Genomic DNA, 19,531 nt, shown 5'->3' with positions numbered 1-19,531 from the left:
ACCTTTCCGCATGACTCGTCAGACGATCGTCGCGGACGACGCGACCCCGAAGACCCCAGGGCCGCCGGCGCCGCCCGCCGGACTGCGCGGCCATCCGTGGTTCACCCTGTTCGCCGTGGCGATCGGCGTCATGGTGGTCACGCTCGACGGCACGATCGTGGCCGTCGCCAACCCCGCCATCCAGAAGGACCTGGGCGCCTCCCTGGCCGAGGTGCAGTGGATCACCAACGGCTACCTGCTCGCCCTCGCGGTCTCCCTGATCACCGCGGGCAAGCTCGGCGACCGCTTCGGGCACCGCCAGACCTTCCTGATCGGCATCGCCGGATTCGCCGCCTCCTCGGCCGCGATCGGCCTGTCGGACAGCGTCGAGTTCGTCATCGGCTTCCGGGTGGCGCAGGGCGTGTTCGGCGCGCTGCTGATGCCGGCCGCGCTCGGCCTGCTGCGGGCCGCCTTCCCGGCCGAGAAGCTGAACATGGCCATCGGCATCTGGGGCATGGTCATCGGCGCCTCCACCGCCGCCGGCCCGATCGTCGGCGGCCTGCTCGTCGAGCGGTTCAGCTGGCAGTCGGTCTTCTTCGTCAACGTTCCCGTCGGCCTCATAGCCCTGGTCCTGGGCGTGGTGATCCTGCTCGACCACCGTGCCGAGAACGCCCCGCGCTCCTTCGACGTGGCGGGCATCGTGCTGCTCTCCGGCGCGATGTTCCTGCTGGTCTGGTCGCTGATCAAGGCCGCCGAGTGGGGCTGGGGCGACAACCGGACCCTGCTCTTCCTCGGCGGGTCCGTGCTCTGCTTCGTGCTCTTCGCCTTCTGGGAGACCCGGGTCGCCGAGCCCCTCATCCCGCTGGGCATGTTCCGCTCGCTGCCGCTGTCCGCGGGCACCGTGCTGATGGTGCTGATGGCCTTCTCGTTCATGGGCGGGCTGTTCTTCGTCACCTTCTACCTCCAGAACGTGCACGGCATGAGCCCCGTCGACAGCGGCCTGCACCTGCTGCCGCTCACCGGCATGATGATCGTCGGCTCACCGCTGGCGGGCGCCGCCATCACCAAGGTCGGACCCCGCATCCCGCTGGTCGCCGGCATGGTCGCGACGGCCGTGGCGTGCTTCGGGATGGCCCGCCTCACCCCGGACACCGGCACGCTCACCATGTCCCTGTGGTTCGCGCTGCTCGGCCTCGGCCTGGCGCCCGTGATGGTCGGCGCCACCGAGGTCATCGTCGGCAACGCACCCCTGGAGCTCTCCGGAGTCGCCGGCGGTCTCCAGCAGGCCGCGATGCAGGTCGGCGGCAGCCTCGGCACCGCCGTGCTCGGCGCCGTCATGGCGGGCAAGGTGGCCGGCACCTTCTCCGGGAAGTGGGAGGAGGCGCAGCTGCCGCCGCTCGCCCCCGGCAACCTCGAACTCGCGGAGAAGGGCGTGCAGGTCGGCCTCGCGCCGGTGCCCGAGGGTGCCCCGGAGCCCGTCGCCCGGGCCATCGCGGGCGTCGCCCACGACACGTTCGTGTCGGGCATGGGCCTCGCCTTCACCGTTTCGGGTGTGGTGGCCGTCCTCGCGGCGGTCGTCGCCTGCTTCACCAAGCGCGGCGCGAACGCCGCCGCGGGAGCGGGCGCCGGCGGTCACATCTGAGCAGCGCCCGGGTGAGCCGCAGGCGTCAACCGCGTACGTACGACAGCCCCGCCGGGACCGCCCGGCGGGGCTGTCCCCTATCAGGGTGGAACCGCCCGGGCCCCCTTCCGCTCGGGCATCGGCGCAGGTCAGCGTGGGGTCATCGGCGATCCGCGCGGGCTCACCGGTCCACCGGACCACCCGCACGGGGCAGTCGCCGGACAAGGAGTTGACCGACATGAGCAGGAATCCCGGGCGCGGGTCCACCACCCTGGCCGCCCTCGCGCTGGCCGCCACCGCCCTCATCCCGTCCGCCGCGCACGCCGCGCCGCCGCCCCTGGGGCCATGCCACGCCGGCCAGCTGTGCCTATGGGGCCGACCGGACTTCAAGGGCGCCCGGCAGGCCCACGAGCTCAGCGGCCTGGACGTCGACAGCTGCACCCCGCTGCCCGCAGGGAAGAGCGCCGAGGCGCTCGCCAACCGCACGGGACGGCCCGTGACCACGTACCAGTCGGCGGAGTGCGCCGAGACGGGGGAGTTCCAGACCTACCCGGGCGACGGGGTCTGGCTGCCCAGGTCCCCGTACCGGATCCGTGCGTTCAAGATCTGGGAGAACTAGCCGGGCCGGCGGGAGCGGAGACGGCGGCGGAGGCCGGGGCGGCGGCGACGGCAGGGGCGTCCGGCTGGGCGGGGAGCGCGGAGGGGGCGTTCCCCGACAGCCGGGCCACCTCCGCCCGCAGCGCCCTGACCTCCCCCGCCAGGGTTTCGATCGCGGCGGTCTGGAGGCGCTCTTCCAGGCTGTCGCGCTCGAACCGGGAGATGAACCAGGCGGCGATATTGGCCGTGACCACACCGAGGAGGGCGATCCCGGAGAGCATCAGGCCCACCGCGAGCACCCGGCCCAGGCCCGTCGTCGGCGCGTGGTCGCCGTACCCGACCGTGGTCATGGTCGTGAACGACCACCACACGGCGTCGCCGAGGTTCTTGATGTTGCCGTCCGGCGCATTGCGCTCCACGCTCAGCACGGCCAGCGAGCCGAACATCAGCAGGCCGACCACCGCGCCGGCCACGTACGTCGTGAGCTTCACCTGCGGAGCCATCCGGGCCCGCCGGCCCACCAGGAGCAGGGTGGAGACCAGCCGCAGCAGCCGCAGCGGCTGGAGCAGCGGCAGCAGCACGGCGAACAGGTCCAGCCAGTGGGTGCGGACGAAGCGCCCGCGCTCCTCCGACAGGAACAGCCGTACGAGGTAGTCCAGCGCGAAGGCACCCCAGACCACCCACTCGACGAGCAGGCAGGCCTCGTTCACGGCGGAGCCCGCGTCGGGAGCGATGATCGGCACGGCGTACGCGACGGCGAAGGCCGTGGCGAAGACGAGCAGGGGGAGCTGGGTGCGCCGCTCCCAGCGGAGCCGCGCGGGCTGTTCCTTCATGCCCGGCATCGTAAAGAACGCGTGAAGGGCGCCGGGAACGAGGTCCCCGGCGCCCTTCACCGACCAGCGTGCTTACGCGTCGCCGCCCGCGGCGCCGGGGTCGGCCGCCGCCACGTCGAGCAGCTGGTACCGGTCGATCGCCTGCTTCAGCACCGAGCGGTCGAGCCGGCCGGCCTTGGCGAGCTCGGTGAGCACGGCCAGCACCACGGACTGCGCGTCGATGTGGAAGAAGCGCCGGGCCGCGCCGCGCGTGTCCGCGAAGCCGAATCCGTCCGCGCCCAGCGAGGTGTACGGACCGGGCACCCAGCGCGAGATCTGGTCCGGAACGGACCGCATCCAGTCCGAGACCGCCACGAACGGGCCCTCGGCATCGGACAGCTTCCGCGTCACGTACGGGACGCGCTGCTCCTCCTCCGGGTGGAGCAGGTTGTGCTCCTCGACCGCGACCGCCTCGCGGCGCAGTTCGTTCCACGAGGTCGCGGACCACACGTCCGCCCTGACGTTCCACTCCTCGGCCAGGATCCGCTGGGCCTCCAGGGCCCACGGCACCGCCACGCCCGACGCCATGATCTGGGCCGGGACGGTGCCCGCCGTGCCCCGGGCGACCCGGTGGATGCCCTTGAGGATGCCGTCCACGTCGACGCCGGCCGGCTCGGCCGGGTGCTGGATCGGCTCGTTGTAGACGGTCAGGTAGTAGAAGACGTCCTCGGCCTCGGGGCCGTACATGCGGCGCAGGCCGTCCTGGACGATGTGCGCGATCTCGTAGCCGTAGGCCGGGTCGTACGCCACGCAGCCGGGGTTGGTGGAGGCCAGCAGCTGCGAGTGGCCGTCCGCGTGCTGGAGCCCCTCGCCGGTCAGCGTCGTGCGGCCGGCGGTCGCACCCAGGACGAAACCGCGCGCGAGCTGGTCGGCCATCTGCCAGAACTGGTCGCCGGTCCGCTGGAAACCGAACATCGAGTAGAAGACGTAGACCGGGATCAGCGGCTCGCCGTGCGTCGCGTACGCCGAACCCGCCGCGATCAGCGACGCCGTGCAGCCCGCCTCCGAGATGCCGTCGTGCAGCATCTGGCCGGACGGGGACTCCTTGTACGCGAGCAACAGGTCCCGGTCGACGGCCTCGTACTGCTGGCCCAGCGGGTTGTAGATCTTGGCGCTCGGGAAGAAGGCGTCCATGCCGAAGGTGCGGTACTCGTCGGGCGCGATCAGCACGAAGCGCTTGCCGATCTCCTTGTCCCGCATCAGGTCCTTCAGGATGCGGACGAAGGCCATCGTCGTGGCGATCGACTGCTGGCCCGAGCCCTTCTTGGCGGCCGCGTACGTCTTGTCGTCCGGCAGCGGGAGCGGCTTCGCGCGCACCACGCGCGTCGGCACGTAGCCGCCCAGCCCGCTGCGGCGGTCGTGCATGTACTGGATCTCTTCCGAGTCGCGGCCCGGGTGGTAGTACGGCGGGGCGCCGTTCTCCAGCTGCGCGTCCGTGATCGGGATGTGCAGGCGGTCGCGGAAGCGCTTGAGGTCGTCGACCGTCAGCTTCTTCATCTGGTGGGTGGCGTTGCGGCCCTCGAAGTTCGGGCCGAGCGTCCAGCCCTTGATCGTCTTCGCCAGGATCACCGTCGGCTGGCCCTTGTGGGCGCGGGCGGCGGCGTACGCCGCGAAGATCTTCTTGTGGTCGTGGCCGCCGCGGCCCAGGTGCAGGATCTGGTCGTCGGACATGTTCTCGACCATCTGGCGCAGCCGGTGGTCGTCGCCGAAGAAGTGGTCGCGGATGTACGCGCCGGTCTCGGTGGCGTACGTCTGGAACTGCCCGTCCGGGGTCGAGTTCATCTTGTTGACGAGGATGCCGTCGCGGTCCTGCGCCAGCAGCGGGTCCCACGACCGGTCCCAGATCAGCTTGATGACGTTCCAGCCGGCGCCGCGGAACTGCGACTCCAGCTCCTGGATGATCTTGCCGTTGCCGCGGACCGGGCCGTCGAGCCGCTGGAGGTTGCAGTTGACCACGAAGGTCAGGTTGTCCAGGCCCTCGCGGGCCGCCAGCGACAGCTGGCCGAGCGACTCCGGCTCGTCCATCTCGCCGTCGCCGAGATACGCCCACACGTGTGACTTGGAGGTGTCCGCGATTCCGCGCGCCTCCATGTAGCGGTTCATGCGGGCCTGGTAGATCGCGCCGATCGGGCCGAGGCCCATCGAGACCGTCGGAAACTCCCAGAAGTCCGGCATCAGCCGCGGGTGCGGGTACGAGGACAGGCCGTACGGTGCCTTCGACTTCTCCTGCCGGAACGCGTCGAGCTGCTGCTCGGAGAGCCGGTCCAGGAGGTAGGCGCGGGCGTAGACACCGGGCGAGGCGTGGCCCTGGAAGAAGATCTGGTCGCCGCCGTCGCCCTCGTCCTTCCCCCGGAAGAAGTGGTTGAAGCCCACGTCGTAGAGCGAGGCGGAGGAGGCGAACGTCGCGATGTGACCGCCGACGCCGATGCCCGGCCGCTGGGCGCGCGAGACCATCACGGCGGCGTTCCAGCGGGTGGCGTTGAGGACCTTGCGCTCGATTTCCTCGTTGCCCGGGAAGAACGGCTCGTCCTTGGTGGCGATGGTGTTGACGTAGTCCGTGCTGCGCATCTCGGGCACGGCCACGCGCTTCTCGCGCGCCCGCTCGATCAGCCTGAGCATCAGATAGCGGGCCCGCTCGCGGCCCCGCTCGTCGACGGCGGCGTCCAGGGAGTCGAGCCACTCCCGGGTCTCCTCCGGATCGAAGTCCGGGACCTGGCTCGGCAGGCCGCCAATGATGATCGGATTACGATCGGATGCGGAAGCCACGCTGTTCCTTCGCTGTCGGGGGAGTCGTGCCTTGGGTCACACCGCCTCCCATCGTGTACCGCTGGGCCGGAATCGTCATCTTTACCGCTAGGTAACCCCTTGAAGGAAGCAGAAGGATCAGCAGAGGGGTGGAATAACACGGAAGAAGCGGGATGATCCGGACGGATCGCAACCTTACGCCCAAGGGGTCTACCGGGTCCGTAAGGCCGTTCGTCCCTCAAAGAGGTGTGAAAGTCCCCAAGCGCTGCCGATTGCGCTGGAATGGTGTGGCATGAATCACCACGGGCGACCACAGGGGTGCCAGGAGTTGCGGCGAGACGGCCGCAATCGTCACCGTTTCGACGGTCTCGGCCGTCGGGCTACTTGCGCGATCCGCCGCGCCCGTGTGGACTACGCCCAAAGCTGCGCGTACGCGCGCTGCCGAAGACATCACCGAACACGAGCAGGAGGCAACCCGTGAGCGCGACCGCGGACCACGCGGAAACCAGCCTGGCCGCCCGGCTGGGCTTCCAGTCCGACCAGGTGGTCCAGGAGATCGGCTACGACGACGACGCCGATCAGGACTTCCGTGAGGCCATCGAGGAGCACATCGGCAACGACCTCGTCGACGAGGAGTACGACGATGTTGCCGACGCAGTGCTCCTTTGGTTCCGGGAGGACGACGGCGATCTGACGGATGCGCTGGTCGACGCCGCCGAGCTGGTTGAGGACAATGCGCTGATCCTGCTGCTGACGCCCAAGACCGGCCGAGCGGGCTACGTCGAGGCCAGCGACATCAACGAGGCAGCCCAGACTGCGGGCCTCTCGACGAGCAAGCCGCTCAGCGTCAGCAAGGACTGGACGGCCAACAAGCTGGTCACTCCCAAGACCGCCAAGTCCGGCAAGCGCTGATCCGCGCAACCGAGCCAGACGGACGACAGCCCCCGCCGACCTCCCGGTCGGCGGGGGCTGCGCGTGCTGCGGGGCCGCGCTCGCCTAGGCTGGCCCCACCCGAACAGCCCAACGAAGGGATGCGAGAGATGGCGATCGAGGTCGGCGGCAAGGCTCCGGACTTCGAGCTGAAGGACAACCACGGCGCGACCGTGCGGCTCTCCGACTTCCGCGGGGAGAAGAACGTCGTCCTGCTCTTCTACCCGTTCGCGTTCACCGGCGTCTGCACCGGCGAGCTCTGCGAGCTGCGCGACCAGCTGCCGCGGTTCCAGAACGACGACGTGCAGCTGCTGGCCGTCTCCAACGACTCCGTGCCCACCCTGCGCGTCTTCGCCGAGCAGGAGGGCCTGGACTACCCGCTGCTGTCGGACTTCTGGCCGCACGGCGAGACCTCGCGGGCCTACGGCGTCTTCGACGAGGACAAGGGCTGCGCCGTGCGCGGCACGTTCGTCATCGACAAGGACGGCACCGTCCGCTGGAGCATCGTCAACGGCCTGCCCGACGCGCGGGACCTGAACGAGTACATCAAGGCCCTCGACAGCCTCTGAGGCGGCACGGCAGCCTGGGAAATACCGGTACGGACCGGGAACCCGTCACTAGGATCGGACCGTTGATCCGGTAGCAACCGCACGACGGGGCCCCCGCCCCACACAACCAATGGAGGACCCGTGGGAGTCAGCCTCAGCAAGGGCGGCAACGTTTCGCTGACCAAGGCCGCCCCCAACCTGACGGCGGTCATCGTCGGCCTGGGCTGGGACGCTCGCACCACCACCGGGGTTGACTTCGACCTCGACGCCAGCGCGCTGCTCACGAACGACCAGAGCAAGGTCACCAGCGACGGCAACTTCGTCTTCTTCAACAACCTGAAGAGCCCCGACGGCTCCGTCGAGCACACCGGCGACAACCTCACCGGCGAGGGCGAGGGCGACGACGAGCAGATCAAGGTGAACCTGGCCGGCGTGCCCGGTGACGTGCACAAGATCGTCTTCCCGGTCTCGATCTACGAGGCCGAGAGCCGCCAGCAGAGCTTCGGCCAGGTGCGCAACGCCTACATCCGCGTGGTGAACCAGGCCGACAACGTGGAACTCGCCCGCTACGACCTCAGCGAGGACGCCTCGACCGAGACCGCGATGGTCTTCGGCGAGCTGTACCGCAACGGCGCCGAGTGGAAGTTCCGCGCCATCGGCCAGGGCTACGCCTCGGGCCTGCGCGGCATCGCGCAGGACTTCGGCGTCAACGTCTGAGGGCCGCCACCGCAGTAACACCGTCCGGCGCCGTGCACCCCGTGTGTGCGGCGCCGGACCGGTTTGCCACCACACAGTCGTCCGGGGAGGACCACGAACATGGGCGTCACACTCGCCAAGGGGGGCAATGTCTCCCTCTCCAAGGCCGCACCGAACCTGACCCGGGTGCTGATCGGGCTCGGCTGGGACGCGCGCTCCACGACGGGGGCGGACTTCGACCTCGATGCCAGTGCCCTGCTGTGCCAGAACGGCCGGGTGCTCGGCGACAGCTACTTCGTCTTCTACAACAACCTCACCAGCCCCGAGGGCTCCGTCGAACACACGGGTGACAACCTCACCGGTGAGGGCGACGGCGACGACGAGTCGATCATCATCGACCTGAGCCTCGTGCCGGCCGAGGTCGACAAGATCGTCTTCCCGGTCTCGATCCACGACGCCGACGCCCGCCGCCAGACGTTCGGCCAGGTCACCAACGCCTTCATCCGCGTCGTGAACCAGGCGGACGGCCAGGAACTCGCCCGGTACGACCTCTCCGAGGACGCCTCCAGCGAGACCGCGATGATCTTCGGTGAGGTTTACCGGTACGGCGGTGAATGGAAGTTCCGTGCCGTGGGGCAGGGGTACGCGTCGGGCCTGAGGGGCATCGCTCTAGACTTCGGGGTCAACGTTTCGTAAAGCCCCGCTCGGCGCGGGGGGACCCGGACACAACGATGGGATGCCAGTGGTTCTGAAAACCTTCGGCTGGTCGTTCGCCATTACGGCGCTCGGCCTTGCCTTCGCCGCGTGGCAGTGGGGGTGGGAGGCGTTCGGGGTCGTCCTGATCCTGTCGATCCTCGAAATCTCGCTGTCCTTCGACAACGCGGTGGTCAACGCCGGAATCCTGAAGAAGATGAATGCCTTCTGGCAGAAGATCTTCCTCACCATCGGCATCCTGATCGCCGTCTTCGGCATGCGCCTGGTGTTCCCCGTGGCGATCGTCGCGATCAGCGCCAAGGTCGGGCCCATCGAGGCCATCCAGCTCGCGATGGACCACCCCGACCAGTACGAGGCGCTGGTCACCGACGCGCACCCGGCCATCGCCGCCTTCGGTGGCATGTTCCTGCTGATGATCTTCCTCGACTTCATCTTCGAGGACCGGGACATCAAGTGGCTCGCCTGGCTCGAGCGGCCGCTGGCCAAGCTCGGCAAGGTCGACATGCTGTCGGTCTGCATCGCGCTGATCGCCCTGCTGGCGACGGCGATGACCTTCGCGACGCACGCGCACACCAGCACCGGTTACCAGGACAAGTCGGCGACCGTGCTCCTCGCGGGCGTCGCCGGTCTGATCACGTACCTCATCGTCGGCGGGCTCTCCTCGTACTTCGAGGACAAGCTCGAGGAAGAGGAGGAGCGCGAGCACGAGGAGGAGGAGAAGGCCAAGGCCGAGGGCAAGCAGGTCTCCGCGGTCGGCCTGGCCGGCAAGGCGGCCTTCTTCCTGTTCCTCTACCTCGAGGTCCTCGACGCGTCGTTCTCCTTCGACGGCGTCATCGGCGCCTTCGCCATCACGAACCACATCTTCTGGATGGCGCTCGGCCTCGGCATCGGCGCCATGTACGTCCGGTCGCTCACGGTCTACCTGGTCCGCCAGGGCACCCTGGACGACTACGTCTACCTGGAGCACGGCGCGCACTACGCCATCGGCGCGCTCGCCGTCATCCTGCTCATCACCATCGAGCACGAGATCAGCGAGATCATCACCGGCCTCGTCGGCGTCGTGCTGATCGCCTGGTCCTTCTACTCCTCCGTCGCCCGCAACAAGCGGATCGCGGCCGAGGAGGCCAAGGCCGGGGTGTGATCCGGCCGCGAATGCGGAACGCTTTCCCCGAGGGGCGGCCGGACGGGTCCACGGACCTGCCGGCCGCCCCTCGGCCTTGGGGGGCACCGAGGGCGTGCACCCCTCCACACGATCCTTGGGGGGCAGGGATGGGGTTCTTCGACGGCCTGCGGGGCGCCCGCGCGGCGCAGTTCCAGTCGGGCAGCGCGTCGTCCAACGCGATCGAGCTGACCAAGAGGCAGCCTTCGGTCTCGCTCACCAAGCAGGGGGCGGTGACCGGCAACCTGCGGGTCAACCTCTCCTGGCGGATGCGCACCTCCGACTTCGGCGGCCGGTCGGGCCAGAGCGGCCAGCTGTTCCGGCACCCGTTCAAGCTCTTCAAGCCGGACATCGTGCAGGCGCACACCCAGGGCATGGTCAACGTCGACCTCGACATCGGCTGCCTGTACGAGCTGATGGACGGCACCCGGGGCGTCGTACAGCCCCTCGGGAACTTCCTGGGCGACCTGAACAGCCCGCCGTACGTGAAGCTCAGCGGCGACGACCGGTTCGGAGCGCCGTCCGGCGAGACGATCTTCGTCAACCTCGACCACGCCGACAAGATCAAGCGGCTGCTGGTCTTCGTCTACATCTACGACCAGACGCCCGCCTTCGACCGGACGCACGCGCTGGTCACCCTCTACCCGAGCACCGGGCCGCGCATCGAGATCTCCCTCGACGAACGTCATCCGCAGGCCCGCTCGTGCGCGGTCGTCCTGCTGGAGAACGTGAAAGACGAGCTGGTCGTCCGGCGCGAGGTGAAGTTCGTCTACGGCTTCCAGGCCGAGCTGGACCGGCTCTACGGCTGGGGACTCCAGTGGGGGCGCGGGTACAAGACCACCAAGGCATGACCGGGAGCCGGTCCGCCCCGGGCCGGCGCCGCGCGGGCCGCGGTCGGCGCCGGACGGACGGCGGTCGGTGCCGGATGGACCCCGCTCAGCGCCGGATGAACTGCGGACCCTGCGGCGGCAGCCGGAAGGCCGCGCCGGGACCCGGCGCCGGTGCCGAGGCCACGGGCTGCGGGTAGCCGTACGCCGGCTGCATGGCCGGCGGGGCCTGGGTCTGCGGGGCGTGGGGCGGCAGCGCCTGCGTCTGAGGCTGCGCCGCCGTGCCGTCTGCGGATCCGGCCTCGGCGGACCGGGCCGGGCCTGCCGCACCGCCCGCCTCGGGGGCGTTCTCGTCCACGGAGATGCCGTGGTCGGTGGCCAGTCCGACCAGTCCGTCCGAATAGCCCTCGCCCAGGGCGCGGAACTTCCACCCCTCGCCGCGCCGGTACAGCTCGCCGCAGATCAGGGCCGTCTCGGCGCCCGTCTCGGGCCGCACGTCGAAGTAGGCCAGCGGCTCGCCGCCGCCCCCGGCCGTGGCGTCGTACAGCAGGATGCGCAGGTCGCGCACGCGCTCGAACGGCACGTCCTCCGCGGAGGCGACGACCAGTACCCGGTCGACCACGGCCGGTACGGCTCCCAGGTCCGCCTGGATCGCGTCCGTGACCTCCTCGCCCAGGAGCTTCTTGCCGAGGCGCCACACCGACCCCGACGGGTGCCGGGGCTGGTTGTAGAAGACGAAGTCCTCGTCGGAGCGCACGCGCCCGTCCCGGCCCAGGACCAGGGCCGAGGCGTCCACGTCCGGGACCTCGGGTCCGGTGGTCCAGCGCAGCACCGCCCGCACCGCCGTCGGCGTCACGGGGATGTTGGAACCCTTCTGCATCGCGTGCGTCATGCCCGTCATCCTGCCCTCCCGGGGCGGAGCGGGACAATGCGGCCCCCCTTGCCGTACCACTTGTCCTTGGAGCGGGTCGTGGGCATGGTGCAAGAGGGTTACCTGAATTTCATGAGTTTGGGGAACTCTTGACACTCATTCGTACGTACTATTACCGGCCATGCCAGTTGGGCCGCCTAGGCAGTACGGGGGAAGCACATGCGTCATTTCGGGCACATATCGCCCGCGGTTCGCAAGGACCTCTTCCACCAGGAGCCTTGCGAATTCACGGCGGACTCCCCGGCCCGCATCCTGGCGGCGGCCCTCGGCGCCACGCTCTACAGCCCCGCGACCCGCCCCCGCCTCGCCGACGACGTCCGCAAGCAGGCCGCCCGCGGGGTCGTCTCCATGGTGCTCTGCCTGGAGGATTCCATCGGCGACGCCGAGGTGGCCGAAGCCGAGGAGAACCTCGTCCGGCAGTTCGCGGACCTCGACGAGGGCGGCGGCGAGCTCCCGCTGCTCTTCATCCGGGTGCGCCGTCCCGAGCAGATCGGCGATCTCGTCGAGCGCCTCGGCACGTCCGTCCATCATTTGGCCGGATTCGTACTTCCGAAGTTCACGGAAGAGCGTGGAGAGCCCTTCCTGGACGCCGTGGCCAAGGCCGAGGCCGCCTGCCGGCGGCGGCTCTTCGCCATGCCCGTGCTCGAATCCCCCGAGCTACTCCATCTGGAGACCCGGGCCGGCGCGCTCGCCGGGATCTTCCGCACCGTCGACCGGCACCGCGACCGCGTGCTCGCGCTGCGCCTCGGCGTCACCGACTTCTGCTCGGCGTACGGCCTGCGCCGCACCCCCGACATGACGGCGTACGACGTCCAGATCGTGGCCGGGGTGATCGCGGACGTGGTGAACGTCCTCAGCCGCGCCGACGGAACCGGGTTCACGGTCACCGGCCCGGTCTGGGAGTACTTCCGCCACCAGGAGCGGCTCTTCAAGCCCCAGCTGCGCCGCAGCCCCTTCCTCGACGGCGAGGCCGAGGAGCTGCGCACCGCGCTGATCGAGCACGACCTCGACGGCCTGCTCCGCGAGATCGAGCTCGACCGGGCCAACGGACTCCTCGGCAAGACCTGCATCCACCCGGCGCACGTCACCCCCGTGCACGCCCTGTCCGTGGTCTCGCACGAAGAATTCAGCGACGCGCAGGACATTCTTCGGCCGGAGCGCGGCGGTGGTGGGGTGCTCCGATCGGTTTATACGAACAAAATGAACGAAGTGAAGCCCCACCGGGCCTGGGCCGAGCGCACGCTGCTGCGGGCCGAGGTCTTCGGTGTGGCGAAGGAGCAGGTCGGCTTCGTGGACCTGCTCACGGCCGGGCTCTCGGTCTGAGCCCGGGGACGACGACGGAAGAGACGGTCATCAACGACGTGGTGTGGTCGGGAACGTGGGTCGCCCAGCGGCTCGGTGTCAGCCTGGAAGAGGGCGAGGTCCCCGGTCCGCCGCTGGCGGACCTGCTGGGCCTGGCCCTGCGGCGCAACCCCAAGCGGGCCCATCTGCTGGTCTCCCAGGTGCTCGGAAAGCACGTGCCGCAGTCCCCGGAGACGGTCTACCGGGCCGGCTTCGGTCTCGGTGAGCGGGTCCGGGAGCTGCTCGGCCCGGCGGAGGCGGAGCGTGCGGTCGTCCTCGGCTACGCGGAGACCGCGACCGGCCTCGGGCACTGCGTGGCCGACGGCCTCGGCGGGCCCGCCGCCTGCCTGCACTCGACCCGGCGCCCGGTGGCCGGGATCGCGGCGGCCGGAGGCTTCGAGGAGTCGCACTCCCACGCCACCTCCCACCTGCTGCTCCCCGAGGACCCGCAGCTGCTGGCCGGGACCGGTCCGCTGGTGCTCGTCGACGACGAGTTCTCCACCGGCAACACGGTGCTGAACACCATCCGCGACCTGCACGCGCGGTATCCGCGCGAGCACTACGTGGTCGTGGCCCTCGTGGACATGCGCTCGGCCGCCGACCGGGCGCGCCTCGACGCCTTCGCCGCGGAGCTCGGCGCCCGCATCGACCTGATCGCCCTGGCCACGGGCACGGTGACCCTCCCGGAGGGCGTGCTCGCGAAGGGGCAGGCCCTGGTGGAGCAGTACGAGGCGGCAGGGGCACCGGCCGGAGCCGCTGCCGGGGCCGTCGTGCCGCCCGTCCGGGTGGACCTGCGGTGGCCCGCCGGGCTGCCCGACGGCGGCCGGCACGGCTTCAGCGCCGCGCACCGCGACGCCCTGGACAAGGAGCTGCCCGAGCTGGCCGGGCGGATATCCGGCGCGCTCGGCCCGCAGCCCGGCCGGGTGCTCGTCCTCGGCAACGAGGAACTGATGTACGCGCCGCTGCGGCTCGCGCGCGAGCTGGAGCGCTCCGGCGCGGCCGCGGAGGTCCGCTTCTCCACCACGACCCGCTCGCCCGTGCTGGCCGTGGACGACCCCGGCTACGCCATCCGCACCCGGCTGGTCTTCCCGGCCCACGACGACCCCGCGGACGGCCCCGGCGACCGGTACGCGTACAACGTCGCCGGAGCGGGCTTCGACGCCGTCGTGGCCGTCGTCGACTCCGTGGGCGACACGGAGCTGCTGCACGCCCCGGACGGGCTGCTCGCCAGGCTGGCCCCGCACACCGGGCGGGTCCTGCTGGCCGTCGTCCCGTCGTACGTCCCGTCGCGGCCCGCCGTATCCACTGCACCGGCCGCATCCGCCGCCGTACCCGACGCACTCGACCGGCAGGAGCCGACGATGCCCGAGCCTCTCCGAGGCCCCGACTTCTCCTCCTACGCCGCCGAGGACGTCGGCTGGCTCCTCCAGGACCTCTCCGGCGTCGAGCTGGAGGCCCCCACGGAGGAGCGCGAGGAGGCCATCCAGGCCGGCGGCGCCCACTACGCCGAGTCCCTGCCCGTCGAGTACCAGCCCACCCCGCAGTACCAGGAGCTGTACCAGGCGGCCCTCAGCGCCTCCGCGAGCCGTATCGCCCGCGCCGTCGGCACCGTCACCGAGACCGTCCTCGCCGAGCGCTCGCCCTCCCCGGTCCTGGTCTCCCTGGCCCGCGCCGGCACGCCCGTCGGCGTACTGATGCGCCGCTGGGCGCAGTACCGGCACGGCCTCGACCTCCCGCACTACGCCGTCTCCATCGTGCGCGGCCGCGGCATCGACGCGAACGCCCTGCGCTGGCTGGCCGCCCACCACGACCCCGCCGACGTCGTGTTCGTCGACGGCTGGACCGGCAAGGGTGCCATCACCCGCGAACTGGCCGCCGCGCTGGAGGAGTTCGAGGGCTTCAACCCGGACATCGTGGTGCTGGCCGACCCCGGCGGCTGCGTGGCCACGTACGGCACCCGCGAGGACTTCCTCATCCCCTCCGCCTGCCTCAACTCCACGGTCTCCGGGCTCATATCGCGTACCGTGCTGCGGGCGGACCTGGTCGGCCCGCAGGACTTCCACGGTGCGAAGTTCTATCGCGAGCTGGCCGGTGCGGACGTGTCCGTGGACTTCGTGGAGACGGTGGCGGCCCGCTTCGGCGAGGTCACCGAAGCCGTCGCCTCGGAAGTCAAGGAACTGCTCGCCGCGGACCGTTCCCCCACCTGGGAGGGGTGGGCCGCGGTCGAGCGCATCAGCGAGGAGTACGGCATCCACGATGTGAACCTGGTCAAGCCCGGGGTCGGCGAGACCACCCGGGTACTGCTGCGCCGCGTCCCCTGGAAGATCCTGGCCCGCCGGGGTGCGGGCGCCGACCTGGGCCACGTACGCCTGCTCGCCGAGCAGCGCGGGGTCCCGGTCGAGGAGGTCGACGGCCTTCCCTACACCTGTGTCGGACTGATCCACCCCCGGTACACGCGCGGCGCCACGGGCGCCGACGGAAAGGCGGTGGCCTCGAAGTGACCGTCCTGATCGCAAGCGACCTCGACCGTACGCTCATCTACTCGTCGGCTGCCCTCGCGCTGGCCATGCCCGACGCGGAGGCGCCCCGGCTGCTCTGCGTCGAGGTGCACGAGAGCAAGCCGCTGTCCTACATGACCGAGACGGCCGCGGCCCTGCTGGCGGAGCTCACTTCGGCGCCCGGCGTGGTCTTCGTGCCGACCACCACCCGCACCCGCAAGCAGTACCAGCGGATCAGCTTCCCCGGCCGTCCGGCCCGGTACGCGATCTGTGCCAACGGCGGCCAGCTGCTGGTCGACGGGGTCCCGGACCGCGACTGGCGGCGCGCCGTGGCGGGGAAGCTCGCGCAGGAGTGCGCGCCGCTGGAGGACGTACGGGCCCACCTGATCGCCACCGCGGACCCGGCGTGGCTGCGCAAGGAGCGGGTGGCCGAGGACCTCTTCGCCTACCTGGTCGTCGAACGCCCGCTGCTGCCGACGGACTGGGTCAAGGACCTGTCCGAGTGGGCCGAGGCCCGGGGCTGGGGCGTCTCGCTCCAGGGCCGCAAGATCTACGCCGTCCCGAAGCCGCTGACCAAGAGCGCGGCGATGGCGGAGGTGGCCCGGCGCACCGGGGCCGACCACACCCTCGCCGCCGGCGACTCGCTGCTCGACGCCGACCTGCTGGTGGCGGCGGACCGGGCGTGGCGGCCGGGCCACGGAGAACTGGCCGACGCCGGCTGGAAAGCGCCGGGAGTCACCGCCCTCGACCAGCTGGGCGTGCTCGCCGGAGAGGAAATCGTGCGCCAGTTCGCCCGAGCCTCCGGTGGATCGGGCGTCTTGTCGGCAGACTGAGGCCCATGACCAAGGGCAACTCAACCAAGATCACCGACGAGCTCTATGCCTACGTGCTCGCACACAACCCCCCGCTGGACGCGATCCAGCGGGGGGTCGTCGCGACGACCTACGAAAAGTTCCCGGACTCGGCCGGCATGCAGTCGGCCGAGGAGCAGGGCCCGCTGCTCGCGTTCCTGGTCCGGCTGACCGGCGCCCGCACCATCGTGGAGGTCGGCACCTTCACCGGCTTCTCCACCCTCTCCATGGCCCAGGCCCTCCCCGCCGACGGCACGCTGATCGCCTGCGACATCTCGGAGGAGTGGACCGCGTACGGCCGCGAGGCGTGGGAGGCCGCAGGCGTGGCGGACCTCATCGACCTGCGCATCGCCCCGGCCCTCGACACCCTGCGGGCGCTGCCGGCCGAGCCGCACATCGACATGGCGTACCTGGACGCGGACAAGCAGAACCAGATCGCCTACTGGGAGGAGATCGTGCCGAGGCTGCGGCCCGGCGGCCTGATCGTCACCGACAACACGCTCTTCCACGGCAGGGTCCTGGACAAGGACCCGTCCGAGGCGGCCGCGGGAGTCCAGGCCTTCAACGACCACGTGGCCGCGGACCCGCGCATGGAGAGCGTCATGACCATCATCTCGGACGGCCTGACCTTCTCGCGCAAGCGCTGACCACCCGCCGGCCGCTCCGTCAGCCGCAGCCGCCGCCCCCGCAGCACCCGCCGCCGCTGGGTGCGGGGGCGGCAGCCGTACCGCCCACGGCGACGGCGGACAGCAGCTTGACGGTGTCGCCGTGCCCCTGCGGGCAGTCGGCGGGCGCGGAGGACTCCGCCATCGGCCGGTTCAGCTCGAAGGTGTCGTCGCAGGTCCGGCAGCGGTATTCGTATCGAGGCATGCGCACAGGCTACGCACTCGTGTCGGCCGGGCGAAGCCCTCCCCGCAGGATCAGGCCTGCGGCTGCGGGCGGCCGCCACTGCCTGCCGGGGACCGGGTACCGGCCCGCGCCCGCTGCTCCCGGGCCGCCTGCTCGGGGTGGCGGGCCTGCCAGTACGGGTTGTCGTGCGGCAGCGCGCTGCCGACACGCCCGTACATTCCGAACCACATCAGCATCACGCCGACGACAAAGCTGAACAGCACGTTCTCGATCTGGAAGGCCAGGAAGTTGTAGTTGCTGTCGAGCAGCGCGAGGTTCACGAAGCCGCTGGCGATGAAGGCCACGCCGAGCACGATGTTGAGCGTCGAGGCGAACGTCCCGCCGATCACCATGCCGACGAACAGCAGCAGGCCGACCAGGATCGACAGCACGCTCAGCGCGCCGTTGGTGTTCATGCCCAGGACGCGGTCGCCGCCGGTGTCGAAGAAGCCGATGTTGTCGGTCAGGCCGAGGATCCCGAAGACGACGAGCAGCAGACCGGTCAGCCCGGCCCCGACCCGGTAGACCTTGCTGAGCTTGTGGTCGGTGGGCAGGTGCTCGTCGAGCGTGGCATTGACGGGATGCAGGAGGCGCTGCACCACGTGGGACTTCTCCGGCGGGCCGGTCTCGTAGGGCTCGTGCGGTACGTACGGCGCGTAGTGCTCGTGGGGCTCGTGGCACCCGTACGCCGCATGAGGTGCGTATTCCTGGGGTGCGTGCGGTGTCCGGGGTGCACTGGGCCTCTGGGACGTGTGGGCAGCCATACCGCGCTCCTCTGGTCCGTTGCGTGCACCTCCCAGCATCCGCCGATGCCGCCCCCCGGACAACTCCGAACAGATCGGAAAAACCTGGACGGCTCGCGCCCTACCCGACGGCGCGCCTGCCCCGCAGATCCGTCACGACCCGGCCCACCGCCTCCCGGATCTCCTTCATCTCCTGGAGGAAACGCCAGTAGTCGGGATGCCGTTCCTCCAGCCCTGCGCGCGCCCGCTCCACCCGGGCGACCGCGTCGTCCAGCGGCCGCGCGTGCCGCGCGTCGGGCACACTGCGGCCCTCCATCGCCAGCCGCTGGGCATCGCGGATCGCGAACCGCGTCCGGTCGATCTCCTGCTGCGGATCCTCGGCCACGGCGTTCAGGAGCCGCAGCCGGTCCCCGGCCGCCGACACCGCCCCGTCCGTCGCGTCGAGCAGCGCCCGTACGGTCCCCAGCATGGCCGTCGCGTCCGCCCAGTGCTGGGTGCTGCGCGCCGCGGCCGCCTCGCGCAGCTTCTCCTCTGCCTGCGCCACGGAAGCGGCGGCATGGTCCGGAACCTGCTGCAGGTCCTGCCAGCACTCCGCGCTGAACCGGCGGCGCAGCTCGCTCAGGATCGGATCCACCTGGCCGGCCCGCGTCTGCAGCGCCTGCGCCCGGGTCCGCAGGCTCACCAGCCGGCGGTCCATCTCGGCGGCCCGCTCCGGCAGCCGCTCGGCCTCGGCCCGTATCCCCTCGGCCTCGCGCAGCAGCCTGTCCGCACGCTGGATGGTCTCCTGCACCCCGTGCTGCCCTGCGCCCTGGTTGAGCTTGGTCAGCTCGGGCGCGAGCGCGGCGAGCCGGGCGGCCAGCTCGTCGGCCCGCATCCCCGACGCCCGCACCTCGTCGAGGGCGTTGCTCGCCGCCAGCAGCGCGGCCTTCGCCCGCTCCCGCGCCGGCGCGAGCCGCGCCAGCTGCGTCTCGGCCTTGTCCAGCAGCGGCCGCAGGCTCTGCTCGAACCGGTCGAGCTCGCCCCTGACGCGGACCAGCTCGTCCTTGGCGCGCGTCAACTCGTCCCGGGCCCGGACGGCGACCCCGGCGTCCAACTCCGCCCGGTCGAGGTCGTACCGGTCGACCGTCTCGATGTACTGGTGGCTGACCTGGTCGATGCGCTGCCCCAGCGCCGTGAACCCGTCGGCGGCCTGCCGCGCCCCGGGCGACCCGTCCGCCGCGGCGATGGTCTCGATCGAGATCCGCAGGTCCCGCTGTGCCGTGTCGAGCTCGTAGAACGCGTCGGCCGCGGCATCCTTCGCCGCCTGCGCCTCGGCCCGCCGACTCTCGTCCCGCCCACCGAACCACCGCCGGGAAGTCGCCGTCACAATCCCTCTCCCGTACCCCGTCCGCCCGTGTCCCGCCTTGCCTTGCTCCATTCTCTCCCACCGTGCACTCCTGGGTGGTGGGAGAGCTTGTGATAGTTTCTTCCCACTCCGGATGGGGCTGGTTCGGGCTGGACCACAACTCTAGGGTTGGAAGCTGCCTGCTTCGGCAGTCGGCGGAGTCACGTAGGCTGTCCACTCATAGAGGCAGCGATCATGTGCCGGTCT

18 protein-coding genes are annotated in these 19,531 nt (G+C 70.7%); 12 read left to right on the top strand and 6 right to left on the bottom strand.

Features of this window, described 5'->3' with window-relative positions:
* Positions 1-10 precede the first annotated feature (10 nt).
* Both ACZ7H1_RS08500 and ACZ7H1_RS08495 read left to right on the top strand, forming a co-directional pair.
* Positions 11-1,621 (top strand): MFS transporter, encoded by a 1,611-nt coding sequence (locus tag ACZ7H1_RS08500; RefSeq protein ID WP_470784835.1) that lies wholly within the window; start codon positions 11-13, stop codon positions 1,619-1,621.
* A 217-nt stretch (positions 1,622-1,838) separates the two neighbouring features.
* Positions 1,839-2,219, top strand: coding sequence for a peptidase inhibitor family I36 protein (locus ACZ7H1_RS08495; RefSeq protein ID WP_470784834.1), 381 nt, complete (start codon positions 1,839-1,841; stop codon positions 2,217-2,219).
* Here the strand turns inward: ACZ7H1_RS08495 and ACZ7H1_RS08490 are convergent.
* Complete coding sequence (locus ACZ7H1_RS08490) at positions 2,200-3,030, bottom strand: potassium channel family protein (protein WP_470784832.1); 831 nt, start codon at positions 3,028-3,030, stop codon at positions 2,200-2,202. The two genes, ACZ7H1_RS08495 and ACZ7H1_RS08490, sit on opposite strands and share 20 nt — an antisense overlap.
* Before the next feature lie 72 nt (positions 3,031-3,102).
* Positions 3,103-5,835 carry a pyruvate dehydrogenase (acetyl-transferring), homodimeric type gene (gene aceE / locus ACZ7H1_RS08485; RefSeq protein ID WP_470784831.1) on the bottom strand — a complete coding sequence of 911 codons (2,733 nt, stop codon included), beginning with the start codon at positions 5,833-5,835 and terminating at the stop codon, positions 3,103-3,105.
* A 456-nt stretch (positions 5,836-6,291) separates the two neighbouring features.
* Between aceE and ACZ7H1_RS08480 the strand changes: the two genes are divergently transcribed.
* From ACZ7H1_RS08480 to ACZ7H1_RS08455, 6 genes are all read left to right on the top strand, one after another.
* Positions 6,292-6,726, top strand: coding sequence for a DUF3052 domain-containing protein (locus tag ACZ7H1_RS08480; RefSeq protein WP_470784830.1), 435 nt, complete (start codon positions 6,292-6,294; stop codon positions 6,724-6,726).
* A 128-nt stretch (positions 6,727-6,854) separates the two neighbouring features.
* Positions 6,855-7,313, top strand: a complete 459-nt coding sequence (locus tag ACZ7H1_RS08475) for a peroxiredoxin (protein ID WP_470784829.1) — start codon at positions 6,855-6,857, stop codon at positions 7,311-7,313.
* A gap of 120 nt (positions 7,314-7,433) precedes the next feature.
* Entirely contained in the window at positions 7,434-8,009 is a 576-nt protein-coding gene (locus ACZ7H1_RS08470; protein ID WP_470784828.1) for a TerD family protein, read from the top strand.
* 99 nt (positions 8,010-8,108) lie between these two features.
* Entirely contained in the window at positions 8,109-8,684 is a 576-nt protein-coding gene (locus tag ACZ7H1_RS08465) for a TerD family protein (protein WP_470784827.1), read from the top strand.
* Between the two features lie 46 nt (positions 8,685-8,730).
* On the top strand, positions 8,731-9,843 hold the full coding sequence (locus ACZ7H1_RS08460) for a DUF475 domain-containing protein (RefSeq protein ID WP_470785147.1): 1,113 nt from the start codon (positions 8,731-8,733) through the stop codon (positions 9,841-9,843).
* Positions 9,844-9,971: 128 nt separating this feature from the next.
* Complete coding sequence (locus ACZ7H1_RS08455; RefSeq protein WP_470784826.1) at positions 9,972-10,712, top strand: TerD family protein; 741 nt, start codon at positions 9,972-9,974, stop codon at positions 10,710-10,712.
* Between the two features lie 85 nt (positions 10,713-10,797).
* On the opposite strand, the gene ACZ7H1_RS08450 is transcribed toward ACZ7H1_RS08455, so the two are convergent.
* Positions 10,798-11,580 carry a TerD family protein gene (locus tag ACZ7H1_RS08450; RefSeq protein WP_470784825.1) on the bottom strand — a complete coding sequence of 261 codons (783 nt, stop codon included), beginning with the start codon at positions 11,578-11,580 and terminating at the stop codon, positions 10,798-10,800.
* A gap of 198 nt (positions 11,581-11,778) precedes the next feature.
* Here ACZ7H1_RS08450 and ACZ7H1_RS08445 point away from each other — a divergent pair, with 198 nt between their 5' ends.
* The 4 genes from ACZ7H1_RS08445 to ACZ7H1_RS08430 are packed head-to-tail and all read left to right on the top strand — an operon-like array spanning position 11,779 to position 16,956.
* Entirely contained in the window at positions 11,779-12,942 is a 1,164-nt protein-coding gene (locus ACZ7H1_RS08445; RefSeq protein WP_470784824.1) for an HpcH/HpaI aldolase/citrate lyase family protein, read from the top strand.
* Positions 12,939-15,461, top strand: a complete 2,523-nt coding sequence (locus tag ACZ7H1_RS08440) for a phosphoribosyltransferase (RefSeq protein ID WP_470785146.1) — start codon at positions 12,939-12,941, stop codon at positions 15,459-15,461. The genes ACZ7H1_RS08445 and ACZ7H1_RS08440 overlap by 4 nt, the downstream gene beginning before the upstream one ends.
* A complete protein-coding gene (locus tag ACZ7H1_RS08435; RefSeq protein ID WP_470784823.1) occupies positions 15,458-16,291 on the top strand; it encodes an HAD family hydrolase in 834 nt (277 codons plus the stop codon). The genes ACZ7H1_RS08440 and ACZ7H1_RS08435 overlap by 4 nt, the downstream gene beginning before the upstream one ends.
* A gap of 5 nt (positions 16,292-16,296) precedes the next feature.
* Entirely contained in the window at positions 16,297-16,956 is a 660-nt protein-coding gene (locus ACZ7H1_RS08430) for an O-methyltransferase (RefSeq protein WP_470784822.1), read from the top strand.
* 19 nt (positions 16,957-16,975) lie between these two features.
* Here the strand turns inward: ACZ7H1_RS08430 and ACZ7H1_RS08425 are convergent, their stop codons facing one another.
* The 3 genes from ACZ7H1_RS08425 to ACZ7H1_RS08415 form a co-directional block, all read right to left on the bottom strand.
* Complete coding sequence (locus ACZ7H1_RS08425; RefSeq protein WP_470784820.1) at positions 16,976-17,179, bottom strand: FmdB family zinc ribbon protein; 204 nt, start codon at positions 17,177-17,179, stop codon at positions 16,976-16,978.
* A gap of 50 nt (positions 17,180-17,229) precedes the next feature.
* Positions 17,230-17,961: a DUF4383 domain-containing protein gene (locus tag ACZ7H1_RS08420; RefSeq protein ID WP_470784819.1), complete on the bottom strand. Its 732-nt coding sequence runs from the start codon at positions 17,959-17,961 to the stop codon at positions 17,230-17,232.
* Positions 17,962-18,061: 100 nt separating this feature from the next.
* Positions 18,062-19,357: a hypothetical protein gene (locus ACZ7H1_RS08415; RefSeq protein WP_470784818.1), complete on the bottom strand. Its 1,296-nt coding sequence runs from the start codon at positions 19,355-19,357 to the stop codon at positions 18,062-18,064.
* Positions 19,358-19,531 lie beyond the last annotated feature (174 nt).

This window comes from Streptomyces sp. NPDC037401 (assembly GCF_055602345.1).
This window is presented reverse-complemented; position numbering and strand designations above follow the sequence as displayed.